The organism is Microbacterium sp. C23T, from assembly GCF_053345975.1.
This window is the reverse complement of sequence record NZ_JBKFBD010000054.1, coordinates 1-17,143: the sequence shown is the minus strand read 5'-3', so window position 1 is coordinate 17,143 and position 17,143 is coordinate 1. Positions and strand designations below refer to the sequence as shown.

The 17,143-nt window shown below is 69.6% G+C and carries 15 protein-coding genes; 14 read left to right on the top strand and 1 reads right to left on the bottom strand.

The window, feature by feature from the left end; genetic code table 11:
• The 5 genes from ACLBXX_RS20230 to ACLBXX_RS20210 all read left to right on the top strand — a co-directional run.
• Window positions 1-1,280, top strand: a 1,280-nt coding sequence (locus tag ACLBXX_RS20230; protein WP_447659492.1) for an ABC transporter substrate-binding protein, incomplete at its 5' end; no start/stop codon positions are given.
• A gap of 78 nt (window positions 1,281-1,358) precedes the next feature.
• Window positions 1,359-2,474, top strand: coding sequence for a Gfo/Idh/MocA family protein (locus ACLBXX_RS20225; protein WP_447659491.1), 1,116 nt, complete (start codon window positions 1,359-1,361; stop codon window positions 2,472-2,474).
• Window positions 2,471-3,385, top strand: coding sequence for a DUF6807 domain-containing protein (locus ACLBXX_RS20220; protein WP_447659490.1), 915 nt, complete (start codon window positions 2,471-2,473; stop codon window positions 3,383-3,385). The genes ACLBXX_RS20225 and ACLBXX_RS20220 overlap by 4 nt, the downstream gene beginning before the upstream one ends.
• A 23-nt stretch (window positions 3,386-3,408) precedes the next feature.
• Complete coding sequence (locus ACLBXX_RS20215; RefSeq protein WP_447659489.1) at window positions 3,409-4,149, top strand: cupin domain-containing protein; 741 nt, start codon at window positions 3,409-3,411, stop codon at window positions 4,147-4,149.
• Window positions 4,150-4,246: 97 nt separating this feature from the next.
• Window positions 4,247-5,788, top strand: coding sequence for a M20/M25/M40 family metallo-hydrolase (locus tag ACLBXX_RS20210; protein ID WP_447659488.1), 1,542 nt, complete (start codon window positions 4,247-4,249; stop codon window positions 5,786-5,788).
• A gap of 54 nt (window positions 5,789-5,842) precedes the next feature.
• Here the strand turns inward: ACLBXX_RS20210 and ACLBXX_RS20205 are convergent, their stop codons facing one another.
• Entirely contained in the window at window positions 5,843-6,601 is a 759-nt protein-coding gene (locus ACLBXX_RS20205) for a GntR family transcriptional regulator (RefSeq protein WP_447659487.1), read from the bottom strand.
• A 173-nt stretch (window positions 6,602-6,774) separates the two neighbouring features.
• Here ACLBXX_RS20205 and iolC point away from each other — a divergent pair, with 173 nt between their 5' ends.
• The 9 genes from iolC (at window position 6,775) to ACLBXX_RS20160 (ending at window position 17,075) form a co-directional block, all read left to right on the top strand.
• Window positions 6,775-7,734 (top strand): 5-dehydro-2-deoxygluconokinase, encoded by a 960-nt coding sequence (iolC, locus tag ACLBXX_RS20200; protein WP_447659486.1) that lies wholly within the window; start codon window positions 6,775-6,777, stop codon window positions 7,732-7,734.
• Window positions 7,731-8,627, top strand: coding sequence for a class I fructose-bisphosphate aldolase (locus tag ACLBXX_RS20195; RefSeq protein WP_447659485.1), 897 nt, complete (start codon window positions 7,731-7,733; stop codon window positions 8,625-8,627). Before iolC ends, ACLBXX_RS20195 begins: the two co-directional genes overlap by 4 nt.
• A gap of 27 nt (window positions 8,628-8,654) precedes the next feature.
• Window positions 8,655-10,208, top strand: a complete 1,554-nt coding sequence (locus ACLBXX_RS20190) for a CoA-acylating methylmalonate-semialdehyde dehydrogenase (protein WP_447659484.1) — start codon at window positions 8,655-8,657, stop codon at window positions 10,206-10,208.
• A 138-nt stretch (window positions 10,209-10,346) separates the two neighbouring features.
• Complete coding sequence (gene iolB / locus ACLBXX_RS20185; protein ID WP_447659483.1) at window positions 10,347-11,261, top strand: 5-deoxy-glucuronate isomerase; 915 nt, start codon at window positions 10,347-10,349, stop codon at window positions 11,259-11,261.
• Window positions 11,261-13,174 (top strand): 3D-(3,5/4)-trihydroxycyclohexane-1,2-dione acylhydrolase (decyclizing), encoded by a 1,914-nt coding sequence (gene iolD / locus ACLBXX_RS20180; protein WP_447659482.1) that lies wholly within the window; start codon window positions 11,261-11,263, stop codon window positions 13,172-13,174. Before iolB ends, iolD begins: the two co-directional genes overlap by 1 nt.
• A 41-nt stretch (window positions 13,175-13,215) precedes the next feature.
• A complete protein-coding gene (locus ACLBXX_RS20175) occupies window positions 13,216-14,166 on the top strand; it encodes a sugar phosphate isomerase/epimerase family protein (RefSeq protein WP_447659481.1) in 951 nt (316 codons plus the stop codon).
• A 41-nt stretch (window positions 14,167-14,207) separates the two neighbouring features.
• Entirely contained in the window at window positions 14,208-15,221 is a 1,014-nt protein-coding gene (locus ACLBXX_RS20170; protein WP_447659480.1) for a Gfo/Idh/MocA family protein, read from the top strand.
• Between the two features lie 26 nt (window positions 15,222-15,247).
• Complete coding sequence (locus tag ACLBXX_RS20165) at window positions 15,248-16,114, top strand: sugar phosphate isomerase/epimerase family protein (RefSeq protein ID WP_447659479.1); 867 nt, start codon at window positions 15,248-15,250, stop codon at window positions 16,112-16,114.
• A gap of 76 nt (window positions 16,115-16,190) precedes the next feature.
• Window positions 16,191-17,075, top strand: coding sequence for a sugar phosphate isomerase/epimerase family protein (locus ACLBXX_RS20160; protein WP_447659478.1), 885 nt, complete (start codon window positions 16,191-16,193; stop codon window positions 17,073-17,075).
• Window positions 17,076-17,143: the final 68 nt, after the last annotated feature.

Below are 17,143 nucleotides of genomic sequence, written 5' to 3'. Positions count from 1 at the left end.
CGCCCGCCGGGGCCCCGGCCGCCTGGCCCCCCCCGGCCCGCGCCGGCGCCCCGGCCCCCCCCCCCCACACCGCACCCACCTATGACCCCGACGAGAAGGTGACTCTGGACTTCGCGTTCTGGGGCAACGACGTGCGCGCCGAGCTGTACGACGAGGTGCTGGACGCCTTCCACGAGGAGTACCCCAACATCACGGTCAGCACGTCGTTCCTCGGTTTCCCCGAGTACTGGGAGAAGCGGCAGACGGAGGCGGCCGGCGGCGGGCTCCCCGACGTCATGCAGACCGACATCAACTACCTCCGGCAGTATGCCGAGAACGGGCTGTTCCTCGACCTGACGCCCTATCTCGGCTCGCTCATCGACACCGAGCCGCTGCCCGACAACGTGCTCCAGATCGGACAGATCGACGGCGCCACCACCGGCATCACCATCTCCACGAATGCGTGGAGCATGTACCAGAACAGCGTGCTGCTCGACGAGATCGGCGTCGAGCCGTTCGACGAGGGCGACTGGCAGGACTACAACGACTGGATGGCGGAGGTCACCGACGCCGCGAAGGCCAAGGGCGTCGAGGTCTGGGGCGGGGCGGACTACACCGGCCGCATCCAGAGCTTCGAGATCCAGCAGCGGGCCAAGGGCAAGGACCTCTTCACCGACGACGGCGAGGTGAACTTCACGAAAGACGAGCTTCGTGCCTACTGGGAGTCCGGGCAGGAGCTGCGCGACGGCATCACCATCCCGCAGCAGCGTCTCGAGGAGACGATGCCGATGACGGGCTTCGACACCGCGCAGCAGACGAGCGAGATGACGTGGGACAGCTTCGGCGTGAGCTACCTCGCCAACCTCGGCGAGCCGTACACCGAGCTCGAGATCACCGCCCCGCCGGTGACGAAGAAGGGCGCCAAGGACCTCTACAAGAAGGCCGGCATGCTGCTCTCGGCGTCCGCGGGGACGGACCACCCCGAGGCCGCCGCGATCCTCATCGACTTCCTCGTGAACGACCCGGTCACGGGCGAGGTCTTCGGCACGAACCGAGGGTTCCCGGCTTCCGAGACGGCGATGTCGGGCGCGAGCCTCGACGGCATCAACCAGCAGATCGCCGACTACGAGGAGTCCATCGCCGACCGGCTGGGCGACGCGCCGCCGGTCCCGGTGACCGGCTACGGCACCATCGAGGACAAGTTCCGCCAGATCGGCATCGAGCTGAACTTCGGCACGATCACCGTCGATGAAGCCGTCGACCAGTTCTTCACCGAGATGGACGTCGTCCTCAATCAGTGACCTGACTCGGCAGGCGCGGCTCGAGTTGTCCCGGGCCGCGCCTGCCGTCCCGCCCCCACCACGAAGGACCGAGACACGATGTCCACACCCCGCCCACCCTTCCGCGTCGGCATCATCGGCACCGGCGGCATCGCCCACGCCCACGCCGACGCCCTGAACGCCCTCTCGCCCCGCGTCGAGATCGCCGGCGTGGTCGACCTCGACGGTGCGCGCGCCGCCGCCTTCGCCGAGAGCTTCGGCATCGACCGGGTCTACGTCGACGCGGCGGATCTCTTCGCGAACGAGGAGCTCGACCTCGTGCACGTGTGCACGCCGCCGCAGACGCACACGCCGCTCGCGATCCAGGCGATGCGCGCGGGCGTGCCGTCGCTCGTCGAGAAGCCCACCGCGCTCACGCTCGGCGAGGTCGACGAGCTCGAGGCGGTGCAGGCCGAGACCGGCGTGCCGGTGCTCACGGTGTTCCAGCACCGGTTCGGCGCCGCCGCTCGCCACCTCGGCGCCCTCGTCGCCCGGGGTGACCTCGGCCGGCCCCTCGTCGCCACCTGCGAGACCCTGTGGTATCGCCCGGACGAGTACTTCGACGTGCCGTGGCGCGGGCGATGGGATGTCGAGGGCGGCGGCCCGACCATGGGCCACGGCATCCATCAATTCGATCTGCTGTTCGCGATCTTCGGCCGCTGGTCGCTGGTGTCCGCCTTGGCCGCACGACAGCTGCGACCGACCGACACCGAGGACGTCTCGATGGCGCTGGTGCGCTTCGAGAACGACGCCCTTGCGACGGTCGTCAACTCGCTCGTCTCGCCGCACGAGACCTCGCGGCTGCGGTTCGACTTCGAGTTCGCGTCCGTCGAGGTGCGCCACCTGTACGGGTACACCAGCGAGGACTGGACCTTCACCCCGGCGCCAGGCCACGAGCATCTCGCGACCCGCTGGGCGGAGGGCTTGGACAGCGGGGCGACCAGCGGGCACCGTGACCAGATCCGCGCGATCCTCGACGCTCTCGAGGCGGGCGAGGCTCCCGGCGTCGACCTCGCCGAAGCGCGGCACACGCTCGAGTTCGCCGCGGCCACCTACGCCTCCGCGTTCCGTGGGGCCGCGGTCCAGGCGGGGGAGCTGCGCGGCGAGGATCCCTTCGTCCGCTCCATGAGCGGCGGGATGGTGCCCTGGGCTCCTGTGAAGGAGGTGCTCGCATGAGCGCGCTGCGGATCACGCACGACATCGGCTCCGCGGTCACGGTCCGCGACGGTGACGTCGACCTCTTCACCTACGTGTATCAGCCCGCGACGGTGCCCCTGGAGTCACCCAAGCCCTATCTGCACCCGATCCGCACGCGCCGTGGCGACGTCGTCAGCCTCTTCCGTCCGCACGACCACGTGTGGCACAAGGGCATCGCCTGGGCGCTGCCGGTCGTGAACGACGAGAACTTCTGGGGCGGCCCCACCTACGTCCACGGGCAGTTCTACGTGCAGCTGCCGAACAACGGCGTGCAGCAGCACGGCGGGGCCCTCGAGCTCGAAGCGGGCGAGCGTGCCACGGTCGCGCACGGGCTGCGATGGATCACGGAGGCGGGGGACGTGCTGTTCACCGAGGAGCGCGCGCTGACCGCCGAGATCGTGTCGGACGATGCGTGGGCCCTCACCTTCGACACGCAGCTGACCAACGTGTCGGGCGCACCGATCGCCATCGGCTCCCCGACGACCAAGGGACGCGAGAACGCCGGCTACGGCGGGTTGTTCTGGCGCGGACCCCGCTCGTTCACCGACGGCACGCTCGTCGCGCCCGGCGCCTCCGGCGCGGGCGACGACGTGCGGGGCGCGCGCTTCGAGTGGATGGGCTTCGTCGGCCGCCACGACGACGTCGACGCCACGTCGCTCGTGCTCATGCTGGACGACGCGGCCAACCCGCACCACCCGCCGCAGTGGTTCGCGCGCTCCGAGGAGTTCGCCGCGCTGAATCCCGCGCCCTTCTTCAGCGAAGAGGTCGTCGTCGCTCCCGGCGAGACCGCGCGGTTCCGGTACGCCGTCGGCATCGCCGATGGGGGAGCGGATGCTGCGGAGCCGCTCGCCGACGTGCTCCGAGGCATCCTCCAACCGGTCCTAATCTGAATCGAGAGGGAGAGGAGCTTCTCGTGATCGACACCGCGCCCACGTTTCCCGGCGCCACTTCCGTGACCCTGCTCGACGTGTACGACGACCTCGCTCCCGACGGCCTCCGCGGCGGCAGCCCGCACATGCATCTCGCCTCGACGGAGTGCTACGTCGTGATCGGCGGGCACGGCGAGCTGCACACGCTCGATCCCGGCGGACTGCGCGAGACCAAGCTGCGCAAGGGCTCCGTGGTGTGGTTCACCCCCGGCACGATCCACCGTGCGGTGAACCACGGCGGACTCGAGGTGCTTGTGGTCATGGGCAACGCGGGGCTTCCCGAGGCGGGCGACGCCGTGATGACCTTCCCGGCCGACATCGTCGCCGACGCGGCGCGGTACGCCGCAGCCGCAGCGCTCCCGGCTGAGCCGCTGGAGGCACGGGCCGCGGCGGCGGCGCGACGGCGCGATCTCGCGGTCGAGGGGTTCCTCGTCCTGCGGGACGCCGCGCGGGCCGGCGACCTCGGGCCCCTGCAGGAGTTCCACGCGGCAGCCGCCCGGCTGGTGCAGGGACGCGCCGCGGACTGGACCGGCATCGTCGAGCGAGGTCCCGCCGCACAGGCCGCGCACAGCCTCGACATCACCCGGGCGCTCGCCGCCGGCGACGCGGGGTACCTCGCTTCGGCTGCGGTCTCCCAGGCGCCGTCGCTCGAGGGCGAACGAGGATTCGGCATGTGCGGCCGGCTGCGCGCCTACGACGTGAGCGGCGACCTCGTCACCCGCTGACCCGGCCCCTTCCGTCCGGGCGCTCGGCGCGGTAGGTTCCCGCGTGACGCCACACTCGGCGCCTCCTCCCCCAACTCGGATACGAGGAGCACCAGTGATGCATCGAAACCGACGCCGGGCCACCGTGGCGGCGTCCGCCCTCATCATCGGCGGTCTGACCGTCGCAGCCGTCGGCGCCCCGGCGCTGGCCGCGCCCGCCCCCGACACGTCCGCCCTCACCCAGGCGGTGACGATCGGCGGGTTGACGTCCCAGCTGTCTGCGCTGCAGGGCATCGCCGACGCGAACGGCGGCACGCGCGCCGCCGGCACACCGGGCTATGCGGCTTCGCTGGACTACGTGCAGGACACGCTGGAGGACGCCGGCTACACCGTGAGCCGGCAGCCGTTCTCGTACTCGTTCATCGAGTACGACGGCTCCACTCTCGACCAGACGGCGCCGGCCGCGACGTCGTACCCGTTCATCGACGCCTTCTACCCCATGGAGTTCACCGGCACGGGTGCGGTGACGGCGGCGGTGCGGGCGGTGGACGTCAACCTCTCGGGCGACCGCGCGTCGACGAGCGGGTGCGAGTCGGGTGACTTCGCCGGGTTCCCGATCGGGTCGATCGCGCTCATCCAGCGTGGCTCCTGCGATTTCAGCGTCAAAGCCGCGAACGCGGTCGCCGCGGGCGCCACCGGCGTGATCATCTTCAACCAGGGCAACACCGACCCGAACGACGACAGGTTCGGCGTCTTCGGCGGCACACTCAGCTCGGCGACCTGGACGCAGACCCCTGTGCCCGTCGTCAGCAGTTCGTTCGATGTGGGCGCGGAACTCGTCGGCACGGCCGGCCTCGTGATGCGCATGAATGTCGTGACCACCGCCACGACGATCAATACGGCGAACTTGATCGCCGACACCCCTGGCGGCCGCGCCGACCGCACCGTGGTCGTGGGCGCGCACCTCGACTCGGTTCCCGAGGGACCGGGCATCAACGACAACGGCTCGGGCACGGCGACCCTGATCGAGACGGCGCTGCAGCTGTCGAACCTCGGCATCCAGCCCGAGAACCGCATCCGGTTCGCGTTCTGGGGCGGCGAGGAGGATGGCCTCATCGGCTCGACGTACTACGTGTCGCAACTCAGCAAGGCGCAGATCAAGCAGCATCTCGTCAACCTGAACTTCGACATGCTCGGCTCGCCGAACGGCGGCCGGTTCGTGTACGACGGCGACGGCAGCGGCTTCGGCACCGTCGGCCCGAACGGGTCCGACGTGATCGAGGGCGTCTTCGACACCTACTTCGCGTCGAAGAACCTGCAGACCGAGCCGACGGCATTCGACGGACGCAGCGACTACTTCGCGTTCATCCAGGCCGGCATCCCCGCGGGCGGCCTGTTCTCGGGTGCCGAGGACATCAAGTCGCCCGAGCAGGCCGTGAAGTTCGGCGGCACCGCCGGAGTCGCGTTCGACCCCTGCTACCACCAGGCGTGCGACACCTCCGCGAACATCGACGACGTGATCTTCGAGCAGCTGGCCGATGCCGCCGCCCACGCGACGCTGGTCTTCGGAGACACGCAGTCCGCGGTGAACGGCACAGCCAAGGGCAAGGCTGCCGGGCAGTTCAAGCCCGCTTACAAGGGCAACAACGCCCTGCGCTGACAAGCCGACAGCGGGACGGATGCCTCGGGCCGAGGCATCCGTCCCGCCTGTGCGCTACTTCGCGACGAGCGTCGTCTGGAAGCTGTACATGTCGGGGCGGTAGCAGTGGTGTCCGAACTCGACGGCGCGGCCGGACGCGTCGAACGCGACGCGCTCCATGGTGAGGACCGGGCCGCCCTTGTCGATGTCGAGCAGCCCCGGCTCGTCGCCGTGGGCGCGGCGCGCACCGATCTTCTGGTTCGCGACGCGGATGGTGACGCCCCGCGCGCGCATGATCTCGTAGAGACCCTTCTGCTGCAGCTGCTCCGTGGTGATGTCGGAGAACTCGAGCGGGAGATAGTTCGTCAGGACCGCGACCGGCACCCCGTCGGTGGAGCGCTGCCGGCGGAGGTAGACGATGTCGGAGCCGACCGGAACCCGCAGCGCTTCGGCGGTGGCGGGATCGGCCGGCCGGGTGTCGTGCTCGAGCACGAGGGTGCCCGGCTCGTGCTGTGAGCTCTTGAGGTCCTCGTAGAGGCTCGTGAGCTCGACCTGGCGGGTCACCTGGCCCTGCACGACCTGTGTGCCGATGCCGCGCCGGCGCACGAGGAGCCCCTTGTCGACGAGCTCCTCCATCGCGCGGCGGATCGTGGGTCGTGAGAGGCCTGCCCTCTGCCCGATGGCGATCTCGTTCTCGAGGCGTGCGCCGGCGGGGATCTCACCGGATCGGATCGCCTGCTCGATGGCAGTGGACACCTGGAAATACAGCGGCACAGGGCCGGTGCGGTCCAAGCCTGCGAGCAGATCGTCGATCTTGACCACGTTGTCCGCCATCACTCACTCCAAGTCCCGACAGCATAATGTCCCGACAATGGTACATCGATCGAACTTTGTCAGTCGACGACACACGCAGAGGTGTTGCACAAGTCCTGCCTTGTGCTATTGTCAGGACAAATGATCCACCGATGCGCAGCCCATGGGACGCGCAGAGAGTTGTACAGCGGAGTATGACCGAGAACACTTCTCCCCTCGATGTACTGGCCTTCGGGCGTCTGGGCGTCGACATCTACCCGCTCCAGTCCGGAGTCGGGCTCGAAGAGGTGCAGACGTTCGGCAAGTTCCTCGGCGGCAGCGCAGCGAACGTCAGTGTCGCCGCCGCCCGCCACGGCCGCCGCGTCGCGCTCATCGCCGGCGTCGGCGACGACCCGTTCGGGCGCTACCTGCTCGCGGAGCTGGAGCGTCTGGGCGTCGACAACCGTCATGTCGGAGTGAACCAGACGCTGAAGACGCCGGTCACGTTCTGCGAGATCTTCCCGCCCGACGACTTCCCGCTGTACTTCTACCGCGAGCCGAAGGCTCCCGACCTGGACGTCGCCCCCGGCGATCTCGATCTCGAGGCCGTCCGGTCGGCGCGCATCTTCTGGTTCACGGCGACCGGTCTCAGCCAGGAGCCCAGTCGTGCCGCGCATCACGCCGCGCTGCAGGCGCGCACGACGGGTCACACGATCTTCGACCTCGACTACCGTCCGATGTTCTGGGCAGACCCCGCCGAGGCGGGGGTCCAGGTGGCGCGAGCGCTCGAGCACGCCACGGTCGCCGTCGGCAACCGCGAGGAGTGCGAGGTCGCCGTCGGCGAGACCGAGCCCGACCGCGCCGCCGACGCTCTGCTGGAGCGCGGCGTCGAGCTCGCGATCGTGAAGCAGGGGCCGAAGGGCGTGCTGGCCAAGACCCGCGACGAGTCGGTCGTCGTGCCGCCGTACTGGGTCGACGTGGTGAACGGACTCGGTGCGGGAGACGCCTTCGGCGGCGCCCTGTGTCACGGGCTCCTCGCCGGATGGGACCTCGAGCGCATCCTCCGCTTCGCGAACGTCGCCGGTGCCATCGTCGCGTCGCGGCTCGAATGCTCGACCGCGATGCCGACCGAGGCCGAGGTCGCCGCGATCCTCGAGACGGGAGTCTCCCGATGACGCAGTTCCTCACCGCGGACGACTTCGCGCGCCTCCGTGACATCCGTGCCACGCAGCCGGCCATCATCGGTGCGGCACTCGCGGACCGCCGCCGACGCGAGGTGCTCCGCGGTGACGGGCGCCTCTTCATCGTCGCGGCCGATCACCCCGCCCGCGGCGCGCTCGGAGTCGGGTCGAACCCCACCGCGATGGCCGACCGCTACGAACTGCTCGACCGTCTGGCGACGGCGCTCAGCCGTCCCGGGGTGGACGGCGTGCTCGGAACGCCCGACATCATCGACGACCTCGCGGCGCTCGGCCTGCTCGACGACAAGATCATCGTCGGATCCATGAATCGCGGCGGTCTCCGCGGCGCGTCCTTCGAGATGGACGACCGGATGACGGCCTACGACGTGCCCGCCATGGTCGCGTCCGGCATCGACTTCGCGAAGACCCTCGTGCGCGTCGACCTCGAAGACCCCGGCACCGTCGCGACCCTGACCGCGATGACGGACGCCGTCACCCAGGCCGCGGCCGCGGGCCTGCCGATCATGCTCGAGCCCTTCCTCAGCCGACGCGTCGACGGCCGCATCGTGAACGACCTGTCGACGGATGCCGTCATCCTGTCGATCGCCATCGCCTCTGGTCTCGGCGCCTCGAGTGCCTATACCTGGATGAAGCTGCCCGTCGTCGACGACATGGAACGGGTGATGGCCGCCACCACGATGCCGACGCTCCTGCTCGGTGGCGACGCCGGCGTGGACCCCGACGAGACCTTCGCCGCCTGGGAGGACGCGCTGTCGCTCCCCGGCGTCCGCGGTCTGACCGTGGGTCGCACCCTCCTGTATCCGCCGGACGACGACGTCGCCGCTGCCGTGGACATCGCGGCGGGCCTCGTCCACACCGACCTCTGAACCCCACCCCTGAGAAGGAACATCCCCATGAGCAGCACTGAGACCACTCCTGCGCAGGCCGGCGTCGACGCCGACGTCCGCGTGATCTCGCACTGGATCGACGGCGCCGAGCGCGTCTCGACCTCCGGCCGCACCGCGCCGGTGTTCAACCCCGCGACGGGCGCCGTGTCGGCCCGGGTCGCGTTGGCCGACCAGGCCGAGATCGACGCGGCGATCGCGTCGGCGGTGGCCGGCTACCAGGTGTGGAAGGGGTACTCGATCGCGCGGCGGCAGACGGTGCTGTTCGCGTTCCGCGAGCTGCTCAACTCCCGCAAGCGGGAGCTCGCCGAGATCATCACCGCGGAGCACGGCAAGGTGCTCTCGGACGCGATGGGCGAGATCCTCCGCGGCCAGGAGGTCGTGGAGCTCGCGACCGGGTTCCCGCACCTGATCAAGGGCGCGTTCAGTGAGAACGCGTCGACCGGGATCGACGTGTACTCGCTCAAGCAGCCGCTCGGGGTGGTCGGGATCATCAGCCCGTTCAACTTCCCGGCGATGGTGCCGATGTGGTTCTTCCCGATCGCGATCGCCGCCGGCAACGCCGTCGTGCTGAAGCCGTCCGAGAAGGACCCGACCGCGGCACTGTGGATGGCCGAACTGTGGCAGGAGGCGGGGCTGCCGGATGGGGTGTTCACGGTGCTGCAGGGTGACAAGCTCGCTGTCGACGGCCTGCTCACCTCCCCGGAGGTCGCGTCGATCTCGTTCGTCGGGTCCACCCCGATCGCGCAGTACATCTACGAGACCGCCTCGAAGCACGGCAAGCGGGTGCAGGCGCTCGGGGGTGCGAAGAACCACATGCTGGTGCTCCCCGACGCGGACCTGGACCTGGTCGCCGACCAGGCCGTGAACGCCGGGTACGGTGCCGCCGGGGAACGCTGCATGGCCATCAGCGTGGTCCTCGCCGTCGAATCGGTCGCCGACGACCTCATCGCGAAGATCCAAGACCGCATCGGCAAGCTGCGCATCGGCAACGGGGCCGGGGTGGACGGGGTCGAGCCCGATATGGGTCCGCTGATCACCGACATGCACCGCGACAAGGTCTCCTCCTACGTCGACATCGCCGAAGCCGACGGGGCCAAGATCGTGGTCGACGGCCGCGGCTACACGGTGGACGGGCATGAGGATGGGTTCTTCTTCGGCCCCACCCTCATCGATGACATCCCCACCACCAGCCGGGCGTATCAGGAGGAGATCTTCGGACCGGTGCTCTCCGTCGTCCGCGTCTCCTCGTACGACGAGGGCCTCGACCTCATCAACAGTGGCCAGTTCGGCAACGGCACCGCGATCTTCACCAACGACGGCGGCGCCGCCCGCCGGTTCCAGAACGAGGTCGAAGTCGGCATGATCGGCATCAACGTGCCCATCCCCGTCCCCGTCGCCTACCACTCCTTCGGCGGCTGGAAGCAGTCCCTCTTCGGCGACGCGAAAGCCTACGGCGTCCACGGCTTCGACTTCTTCACCCGAGAGAAGGCCATCACCTCCCGCTGGCTCGACCCCGCCACCCACGGCGGCATCAACCTCGGCTTCCCCCAGAACAACTGACCCCACTCCCAGTCGCTGAGCGCGTCGAAGCGCCCCTTCGACCAGCTCAGGGACCGGGACCCGACTCGCGGCCGCGAATCCGGGGGGGACTCGCGGCCGCGGCATCCGTTGACAACAATCGATCTACGAGAGCACGACATGAGCACTTCGGACCAGCGCTGGTTCCATCGCCGAGGCGACCTCGCCCGTGACGGGTGGGAGAGCGTCGTTGACGCGGCGACTCCCGGGTGGGAGCACACCGGCATCCGTGTGGCGGACCTCGCCGACGGCGAGCACCTGACCCTGGACGAGCGCGGCGTAGAGCGGATCGTCGTTCCGCTCGCGGGCTCGTTCCACGTGGTGCACCGCCACTTCCCCGGCGAGTGGGAGACTCGCCTGCACGGCCGCGCCTCGGTGTTCGACGGTCCGACCGACGTGCTCTACCTTCCCGCGGGAACCACCGCCGAGATCCGCGGCCACGGCCGCGTCGCGGTCACCGAGGCGCCCACGACCGAGACGCGGGAGTGGCAGTACATCCCGGCGGCCGACACTCCGGTCGAGCTGCGGGGCGCGGGCCGCTCGAGCCGTCAGGTGCACAACTTCGGCACGCCACAGGCGCTGGACGCCGCGCGGCTGATCGTGTGCGAGGTGATCACGCCGGCCGAGAACTGGTCGTCGTACCCGCCGCACAAGCACGACGAGCACGTGCCCGGTCACGAGTCGCGCCTCGAGGAGATCTACTACTTCGAGACGGCGCCGGTGGCCGGATCGGATGCTGCCGCCGAGACCTCGTTCGGCATGTTCAGCACGTACTCGTCCCCGGCGGGCGAGATCGACATCAACGCGATGGTGCGCTCCGGCGACATCGCGCTCGTGCCCTACGGCTACCACGGCCCCGCCGTCGCCGCTCCGGGCTACGACCTGTACTACCTCAACGTCATGGCCGGCCCCGATCCCGAACGGGAGTGGCTGATCAGCGACGATCCCGCGCACGCCTGGGTGCGCGACACCTGGACCGGCCAGGCGTTCGACGAGCGCCTGCCCTACACGAACGACAAGGAAGGCGACCGCTGATGGGCGCGACGAGACGGATGACGGTCAGCCAGGCGCTCGTGGAGTTCCTGGCCCACCAGTGGACCGTGGACGGCGACATCCGCGAGCGGACGATCCCGGGCATGTTCGGCATCTTCGGCCACGGCAACGTGGCCGGCATCGGCCAAGCGCTGAAGCAATTCAATGTCGAGAACGCCGACCTGATGCCGTACTACCAGGCGCGCAACGAGCAGGCGATGGTGCACCAGGCCGTCGGCTACGCGCGCATGCACCGCCGCCGCGGCACCTACGCGTCGGCTGCGTCGGTCGGCCCGGGCGCGGCGAACATGCTCACCGCCGCGGCCCTTGCCACGACCAACCGCCTGCCGGCGCTGCTGCTGCCGAGCGACACGTTCGCGACCCGCGTCGCGGACCCGGTGCTGCAGCAGCTCGAGCAGCCGTGGGACATCGGCCTCACCGTCAACGACGCGTTCCGTCCGCTGTCGCGCTTCTTCGACCGGGTGCAGCGCCCCGAGCAGCTGTACTCCATCGCCCTCGCCGCGATGCGCGTGCTCACCGACCCCGCCGAGACCGGCGCCGTCACGATCGCGCTCCCCGAGGACGTGCAGGCCGAGGCGCTCGACGTCCCGGTGGAGTTCCTGCAGGACCGCGAGTGGCACATCCGCCGCCCGCTGCCCGAGCGCGGCCCGCTGGCCCGCGCGGTCGCGGCGATCCGCGGCGCGAAGAACCCCGTGATCGTCGCCGGCGGCGGCGTCCTCTACTCGGGCGCCGAAGACCAGCTCCGCGCGCTCGTCGAGGCGACCGGCATCCCGGTCGGCACCTCGCAAGCCGGCGGGGGCGTCCTGAACTGGGACCACCCGCAGAATCTCGGCGGCATCGGCGCGACCGGCACGCTCGCCGCGAACCGGCTCGCAGCAGACGCCGACGTCATCATCGGCATCGGCACCCGCTACAGCGACTTCACCACGGCATCGCGCACGGCGTTCCAGAACCCCGACGTGGTGTTCGTCAACATCAACATCGCGTCGTTCGACGCGTACAAGCACGGCTCACAGCTGCCCGTCGTCGCCGACGCGCGGGAGGCCCTCGCCGAGCTCGCGATCGAGCTCGAGGGCTTCGAGATCAGCCGCGAGTACTCGGAGCGCATCGCCCGCGAGAAGGCGGAATGGGATGCTGCGGTCGACGCCGCGTTCGTCCCGTCGGGGCTCGCGCTGCCCGGCCAGCCCGAGATCATCGGCGCCGTGCAGTCGGCCAGCGCCCCGGAGGACGTCATCGTGCAGGCGGCCGGCTCTCTCCCGGGCGACCTGCACAAGCTGTGGCGCGTGCGCGATCCGCTCGGCTACCACGTCGAGTACGCGTTCTCGTGCATGGGCTACGAGATCGCCGGCGGACTCGGCGCCAAGCGCGGCCTCGTCGCCGACGGCGACGACCGCGATGTCATCGTCATGGTCGGCGACGGCTCGTACCTCATGCTCAACACCGAGCTCGTCACCGCGGTCGCCGAGGGCATCAAGCTCATCGTCGTGCTGATCCAGAACCACGGCTACGCGTCGATCGGCCACCTGTCCGAGACGGTCGGCTCCGAGCGGTTCGGCACCTGGTACCGCGAGTACGACGGCGAGGCCCGCAACTTCCAGGGAGAGAAGATCCTCCCCGTCGACCTCGCGATGAACGCCCGCAGCTACGGCCTCGACGTCATCGAGATCGAGCCCGGCGCGTCGGCCATCGACGACCTCAAGGCGGCCGTCGCGCAGGCAAAGGCATCCGATCGGTCGACGTTCATCCACATCAACAGCGACCCGCTCATCTACGCGCCCGACGGCGACGGCTGGTGGGACGTGCCGGTGCCCGAGGTCTCGACCCTCGAATCCACTCAGCAGGCGCGCGAGGAGTACCTCACGCAGCAGGCGAGCCAGAAGCCCCTCCTCGGCTGAGCCTGCCGAAGCCTGATCGACCCCCTTCAACGGAGAACACCATGACTGACACCATTCCCGCCGACTCCGACGTCGTCGTGCACCAGGGCGCGGGCCTGCGCATCGGCACTGCTCCCGACTCGTGGGGCGTGTGGTTCCCCGACGACCCGAAGCAGGTGCCCTGGCAGCGCTTCCTCGACGAGGTCGTGAAGGCGGGCTACACGTGGATCGAGCTCGGCCCCTACGGGTACCTCCCGACCGACCCGCACCAGCTCGAGGACGAGCTCGGCTCGCGCGGCCTGAAGCTCTCGGCCGGCACCGTGTTCACCGGCTTCCACAAGGGCGACGACCAGTGGCAGCGCGCGTGGGACCAGGCGCTCGCGGTCGCCGGGCTCGCCTCGAAGCTCGGCGCCGAGCACCTCGTCGTGATCCCTGACCTCTGGCGCAGCGACGCCACGAGCGAGGTGCTCGAGTCGCGCACCCTGACCGACGAGCAGTGGGCCAAGCTCGCCGCCGGCCACGACCGCCTCGGCAAGGCCCTCCTCGAGGAGTTCGGCGTCAAGCAGCAGTTCCACTCGCACGCCGACAGCCACATCGGCACCACGCGCGAAGTCGTCCGCTTCCTCGACGAGACGGACCCCCTCTACACCAACCTGTGCCTCGACACCGGCCACTTCGCCTACTACGGCGGCGACAACGTCAAGCTCATCCAGGAGCGCCCCGACCGCATCGGCTACCTGCACCTCAAGCAGGTCGACACGTCCCTCCTGTTCGACGTGCTGAAGAACGACGTGCCGTTCGCGGATGCCGTCACCCAGGGCATCATGATCGAGCCGCCGCACGGCGTGCCCGACCTCGCCCCGATCATCGAGGCCGTCGCCGCGATCGACCCCGACATCTTCGCGATCGTCGAGCAGGACATGTACGGCTGCGACGTCGACTACCCGTTCCCCATCGCCAAGCGCACCCGCGAGCACATCTTCAGCTGCACGCACTTCGCCCGGGTCCACTGATGACCCTCACCCTCACCGCACCTCTCGAAGGAACCAAGGACATGACCACCGACCTCCGCATCGGCGTCGTCGGCGCCGGCCTCATGGGCGCCGACCACATCGCCCGCATCACGAACCGCATCGCCGGCGCCGTCGTCTCGGCCGTCATCGAGCCCGACCAGGGCCGTGCCCAGGCGGCCGCGGCGAACGCTCCGGGCGCAGCATCCTTCGCCCGCATCGAAGATGCCATCGCCGAGAACGCGGTCGACGCCGTGCTGATCGCCGTGCCCGGACAGTTCCACGAGCCGGTGCTCGTCCCCGCCCTCGAGGCCGGCCTGCCGATCCTGTGCGAGAAGCCGCTGACGCCCGACTCGATGTCGTCGTGGCGCGTGCTCGAGCTCGAGCAGAAGCTCGACAAGCCGCACATCCAGGTCGGCTTCATGCGGCGCTTCGACGCCGAGTATCAGGCGCTGCGCGAGCTGGTCGCGTCGGGCGAGTCGGGCGAACTCATGCTGCTGCGCTGCGCGCACCGCAACCCGTCGGTGCCCGACACCTACACGCAGCCGATGCTGATCAACGACTCGGTCGTGCACGAGTTCGACGTCGTGCCGTGGCTTGCGGGTTCGCCCATCAAGACCGTCGAGGTGAAGTACCCGCGGCGCAATTCGCTGTCGCCCGACCACCTGCGCGAGCCGATCCTCGTGATCATGGAGCTCGAGAACGGTGTGCTCGTCGACGTCGAGATGAACGTCAGCGTGCAGTTCGGCTATCAGGTCGCCACGGAGGCGGTGTTCGAGAAGGGCCTGGCGCGCATCGGCCAGCCGTCGGGCCTGCAGACGTGGCGCGACGGCCGCTTCTCGATCGAGGACCACGTGAGCTTCACGACCCGCTTCGCCCGAGCCTACGACGAGCAGATCCAGCGCTGGGTCGACGCGGTGCGCGGCGGCTCGCTCGTCGACGGGCCCAACGCGTGGGACGGCTACCTCGTCGCCCTCGCCTGCGAGGCCGGTGTCAAGGCCCTCGACGGCGGCGTCGTCCCGGTCGAAGCACCCGCCCGCCCGGCGTTCTACGCCTGACCCCTCGCCACGCTTCAGGAGACACCATGGTCCGCATCGCGCTCGACCCCACGCCGTACCATCACGACTTCGCGCTGCTCGAATTCCCCGAGGTCGCCGCGCGGCTCGGCTACGGGCATCTTCAGCTCACGCCGCACGTCGACTTCTCGCCGTTCTTCCGCTACCCGAAGGCCGACGACGACCTTGTCGCGACCTTCAAGAAGGCGGCGAAGGACGCGGGAGTCGGCATCCCGGCGATCCTTCCCGTGCAGCGCATCTCATGGCCGGACGAGCCGCAGCGCGAGGCCGCAGTTCGCAACTTCCGCCGGATCATCCAGCTGGCGGTCGAGCTCGAGATCCCGGTGATCAACACCGAGTTCTCGGGCCGGCCCGAGCGCGCGGAGGAGTCGGAGGCCGCGTTCTACCGCTCGATGGAGGAGCTGCTGCCCCTCATCGAGCAGGAGGGCCTCCGCTTCAACGTCGACCCGCACCCGGACGACTTCGTCGAGGACGGGCTCGAGGCGTGGCGCGTGCTGCGCGGGCTCAACTCGAATGCCGTCGGCTTCGTTTACGTCGCGTCGCATACCTTCCACTACGGCGACCGCGCGACGACGCTGCTGCCCGAGCTCGGAGACCGCCTCGGCGCTGTCTACACGGCCGACACGTTCGATCACCGCCGCTCGCACGGGCTGCGCTACATCTCGAACCCGCCGGGCAACGAGGCGCGCATCCACCAGCACCTGCGCATCGGCGACGGCGACGTGGACTGGGACGAGCTGTTCGGGGCGCTGCGGGAGATCGGCTACCTCGACCATGACGACGCGCTGATCGTCTCGAACGTCTTCGCCGAGGACGAGACCGCCGACGAGGTCTCCCGCTTCCAGCTGCAGCGCCTGCGCGAGCTCATCGGCTGAACCCTCCGCACCCGAACGCCGACGACGCCTTCGCGCCGTCGGCGTTCGTCGTCTCTCCCTGAAAGGACCCTGCCCCGTGCTCAAGCTCTCGATGAACGTCACGACGACGTTCCACGGCAACATCGTGAGCGACATCCGCATCGCGAAGGAGGCCGGCTTCTCCGGCATCGAACTGCAGACTCCGAAGCTCTCGCGCTACCTCGATGCCGGCTTCACGGCCGAGTCGTTGCTGCCGCACCTCGACGGACTCACGGTGACCGGTGTGGGCGCGGTGCTCGACGCCGAGCGTGACGGGGCGGGACGCGACGACTTCCTCTCCGAGATCGAGCTGCTCTCACACGTCGCCGCGACGCTCGGCGCCCCGATCGTGCAGGTGTGCACCGGTCCCGTCAGCTGGGAGGTGGCGAAGGACTTCCGCGCAGGCAGGCTCGCTGAGAACGACCCACGCTACCGGGGCACTCTCGGCCGGGCGGATGCCGAAGCGGTCTCCGCCGTCGCGCGCAACGTGCGGGCCGCCGCCGACATCGCCGCGGCCCACGGCGTGGGGCTCTTCCTCGAGCCGCTGGCGTGGTCGAACGTCAACCGTCTCGCGCAGGGGCTGCGGATCATCGAGGAGGCCGGTCGCGACAACGTCACGATGTGCGTCGACTTCTGGCATTTCTGGACGACGGGCGACACCGTCGAGGAGGTCGCCGCGCTGCCGCGGGAGGTCATCGGCATGGTGCACGTGTGCGACGGGCTCGACCTCGACCGCGAGAACGACGTTCCCGACCAGACCGTGCACCGCGACGTGGTTCCCGGTGGGGGAGCGATCCCGCTGCAGGAGTGGGTGGACGCCGTGAAGTCGACCGGCTACGACGGTTGGTGGGCGCCCGAGATGTTCTCGACGAAGACGTCCGAGAGCGACCCGTTGCTCGTCGCATCGACGATGCGGGGGCTGCTCGAGATCCTGGTCTCCTGACCTCGATAGACAAGATGCCCGGGGCCGATGGCCCCCGGGGCCTCGCGCGTCACCCAACCCCACGGGGC

What these genes read in the sequence shown, in the direction of transcription:
- ACLBXX_RS20225 (WP_447659491.1), top strand. Translation starts at nt 1,359, where the DNA reads ATGTCCACACCCCGCCCACCCTTCCGCGTCGGCATCATCGGCACCGGC.
- ACLBXX_RS20220 (WP_447659490.1), top strand. Translation starts at nt 2,471, where the DNA reads ATGAGCGCGCTGCGGATCACGCACGACATCGGCTCCGCGGTCACGGTC.
- ACLBXX_RS20210 (WP_447659488.1), top strand. Translation starts at nt 4,247, where the DNA reads ATGCATCGAAACCGACGCCGGGCCACCGTGGCGGCGTCCGCCCTCATC.
- ACLBXX_RS20205 (WP_447659487.1), bottom strand. Translation starts at nt 6,601, where the DNA reads ATGGCGGACAACGTGGTCAAGATCGACGATCTGCTCGCAGGCTTGGAC.
- iolC (WP_447659486.1), top strand. Translation starts at nt 6,775, where the DNA reads ATGACCGAGAACACTTCTCCCCTCGATGTACTGGCCTTCGGGCGTCTG.
- ACLBXX_RS20195 (WP_447659485.1), top strand. Translation starts at nt 7,731, where the DNA reads ATGACGCAGTTCCTCACCGCGGACGACTTCGCGCGCCTCCGTGACATC.
- ACLBXX_RS20190 (WP_447659484.1), top strand. Translation starts at nt 8,655, where the DNA reads ATGAGCAGCACTGAGACCACTCCTGCGCAGGCCGGCGTCGACGCCGAC.
- iolB (WP_447659483.1), top strand. Translation starts at nt 10,347, where the DNA reads ATGAGCACTTCGGACCAGCGCTGGTTCCATCGCCGAGGCGACCTCGCC.
- iolD (WP_447659482.1), top strand. Translation starts at nt 11,261, where the DNA reads ATGGGCGCGACGAGACGGATGACGGTCAGCCAGGCGCTCGTGGAGTTC.
- ACLBXX_RS20175 (WP_447659481.1), top strand. Translation starts at nt 13,216, where the DNA reads ATGACTGACACCATTCCCGCCGACTCCGACGTCGTCGTGCACCAGGGC.
- ACLBXX_RS20170 (WP_447659480.1), top strand. Translation starts at nt 14,208, where the DNA reads ATGACCACCGACCTCCGCATCGGCGTCGTCGGCGCCGGCCTCATGGGC.
- ACLBXX_RS20165 (WP_447659479.1), top strand. Translation starts at nt 15,248, where the DNA reads ATGGTCCGCATCGCGCTCGACCCCACGCCGTACCATCACGACTTCGCG.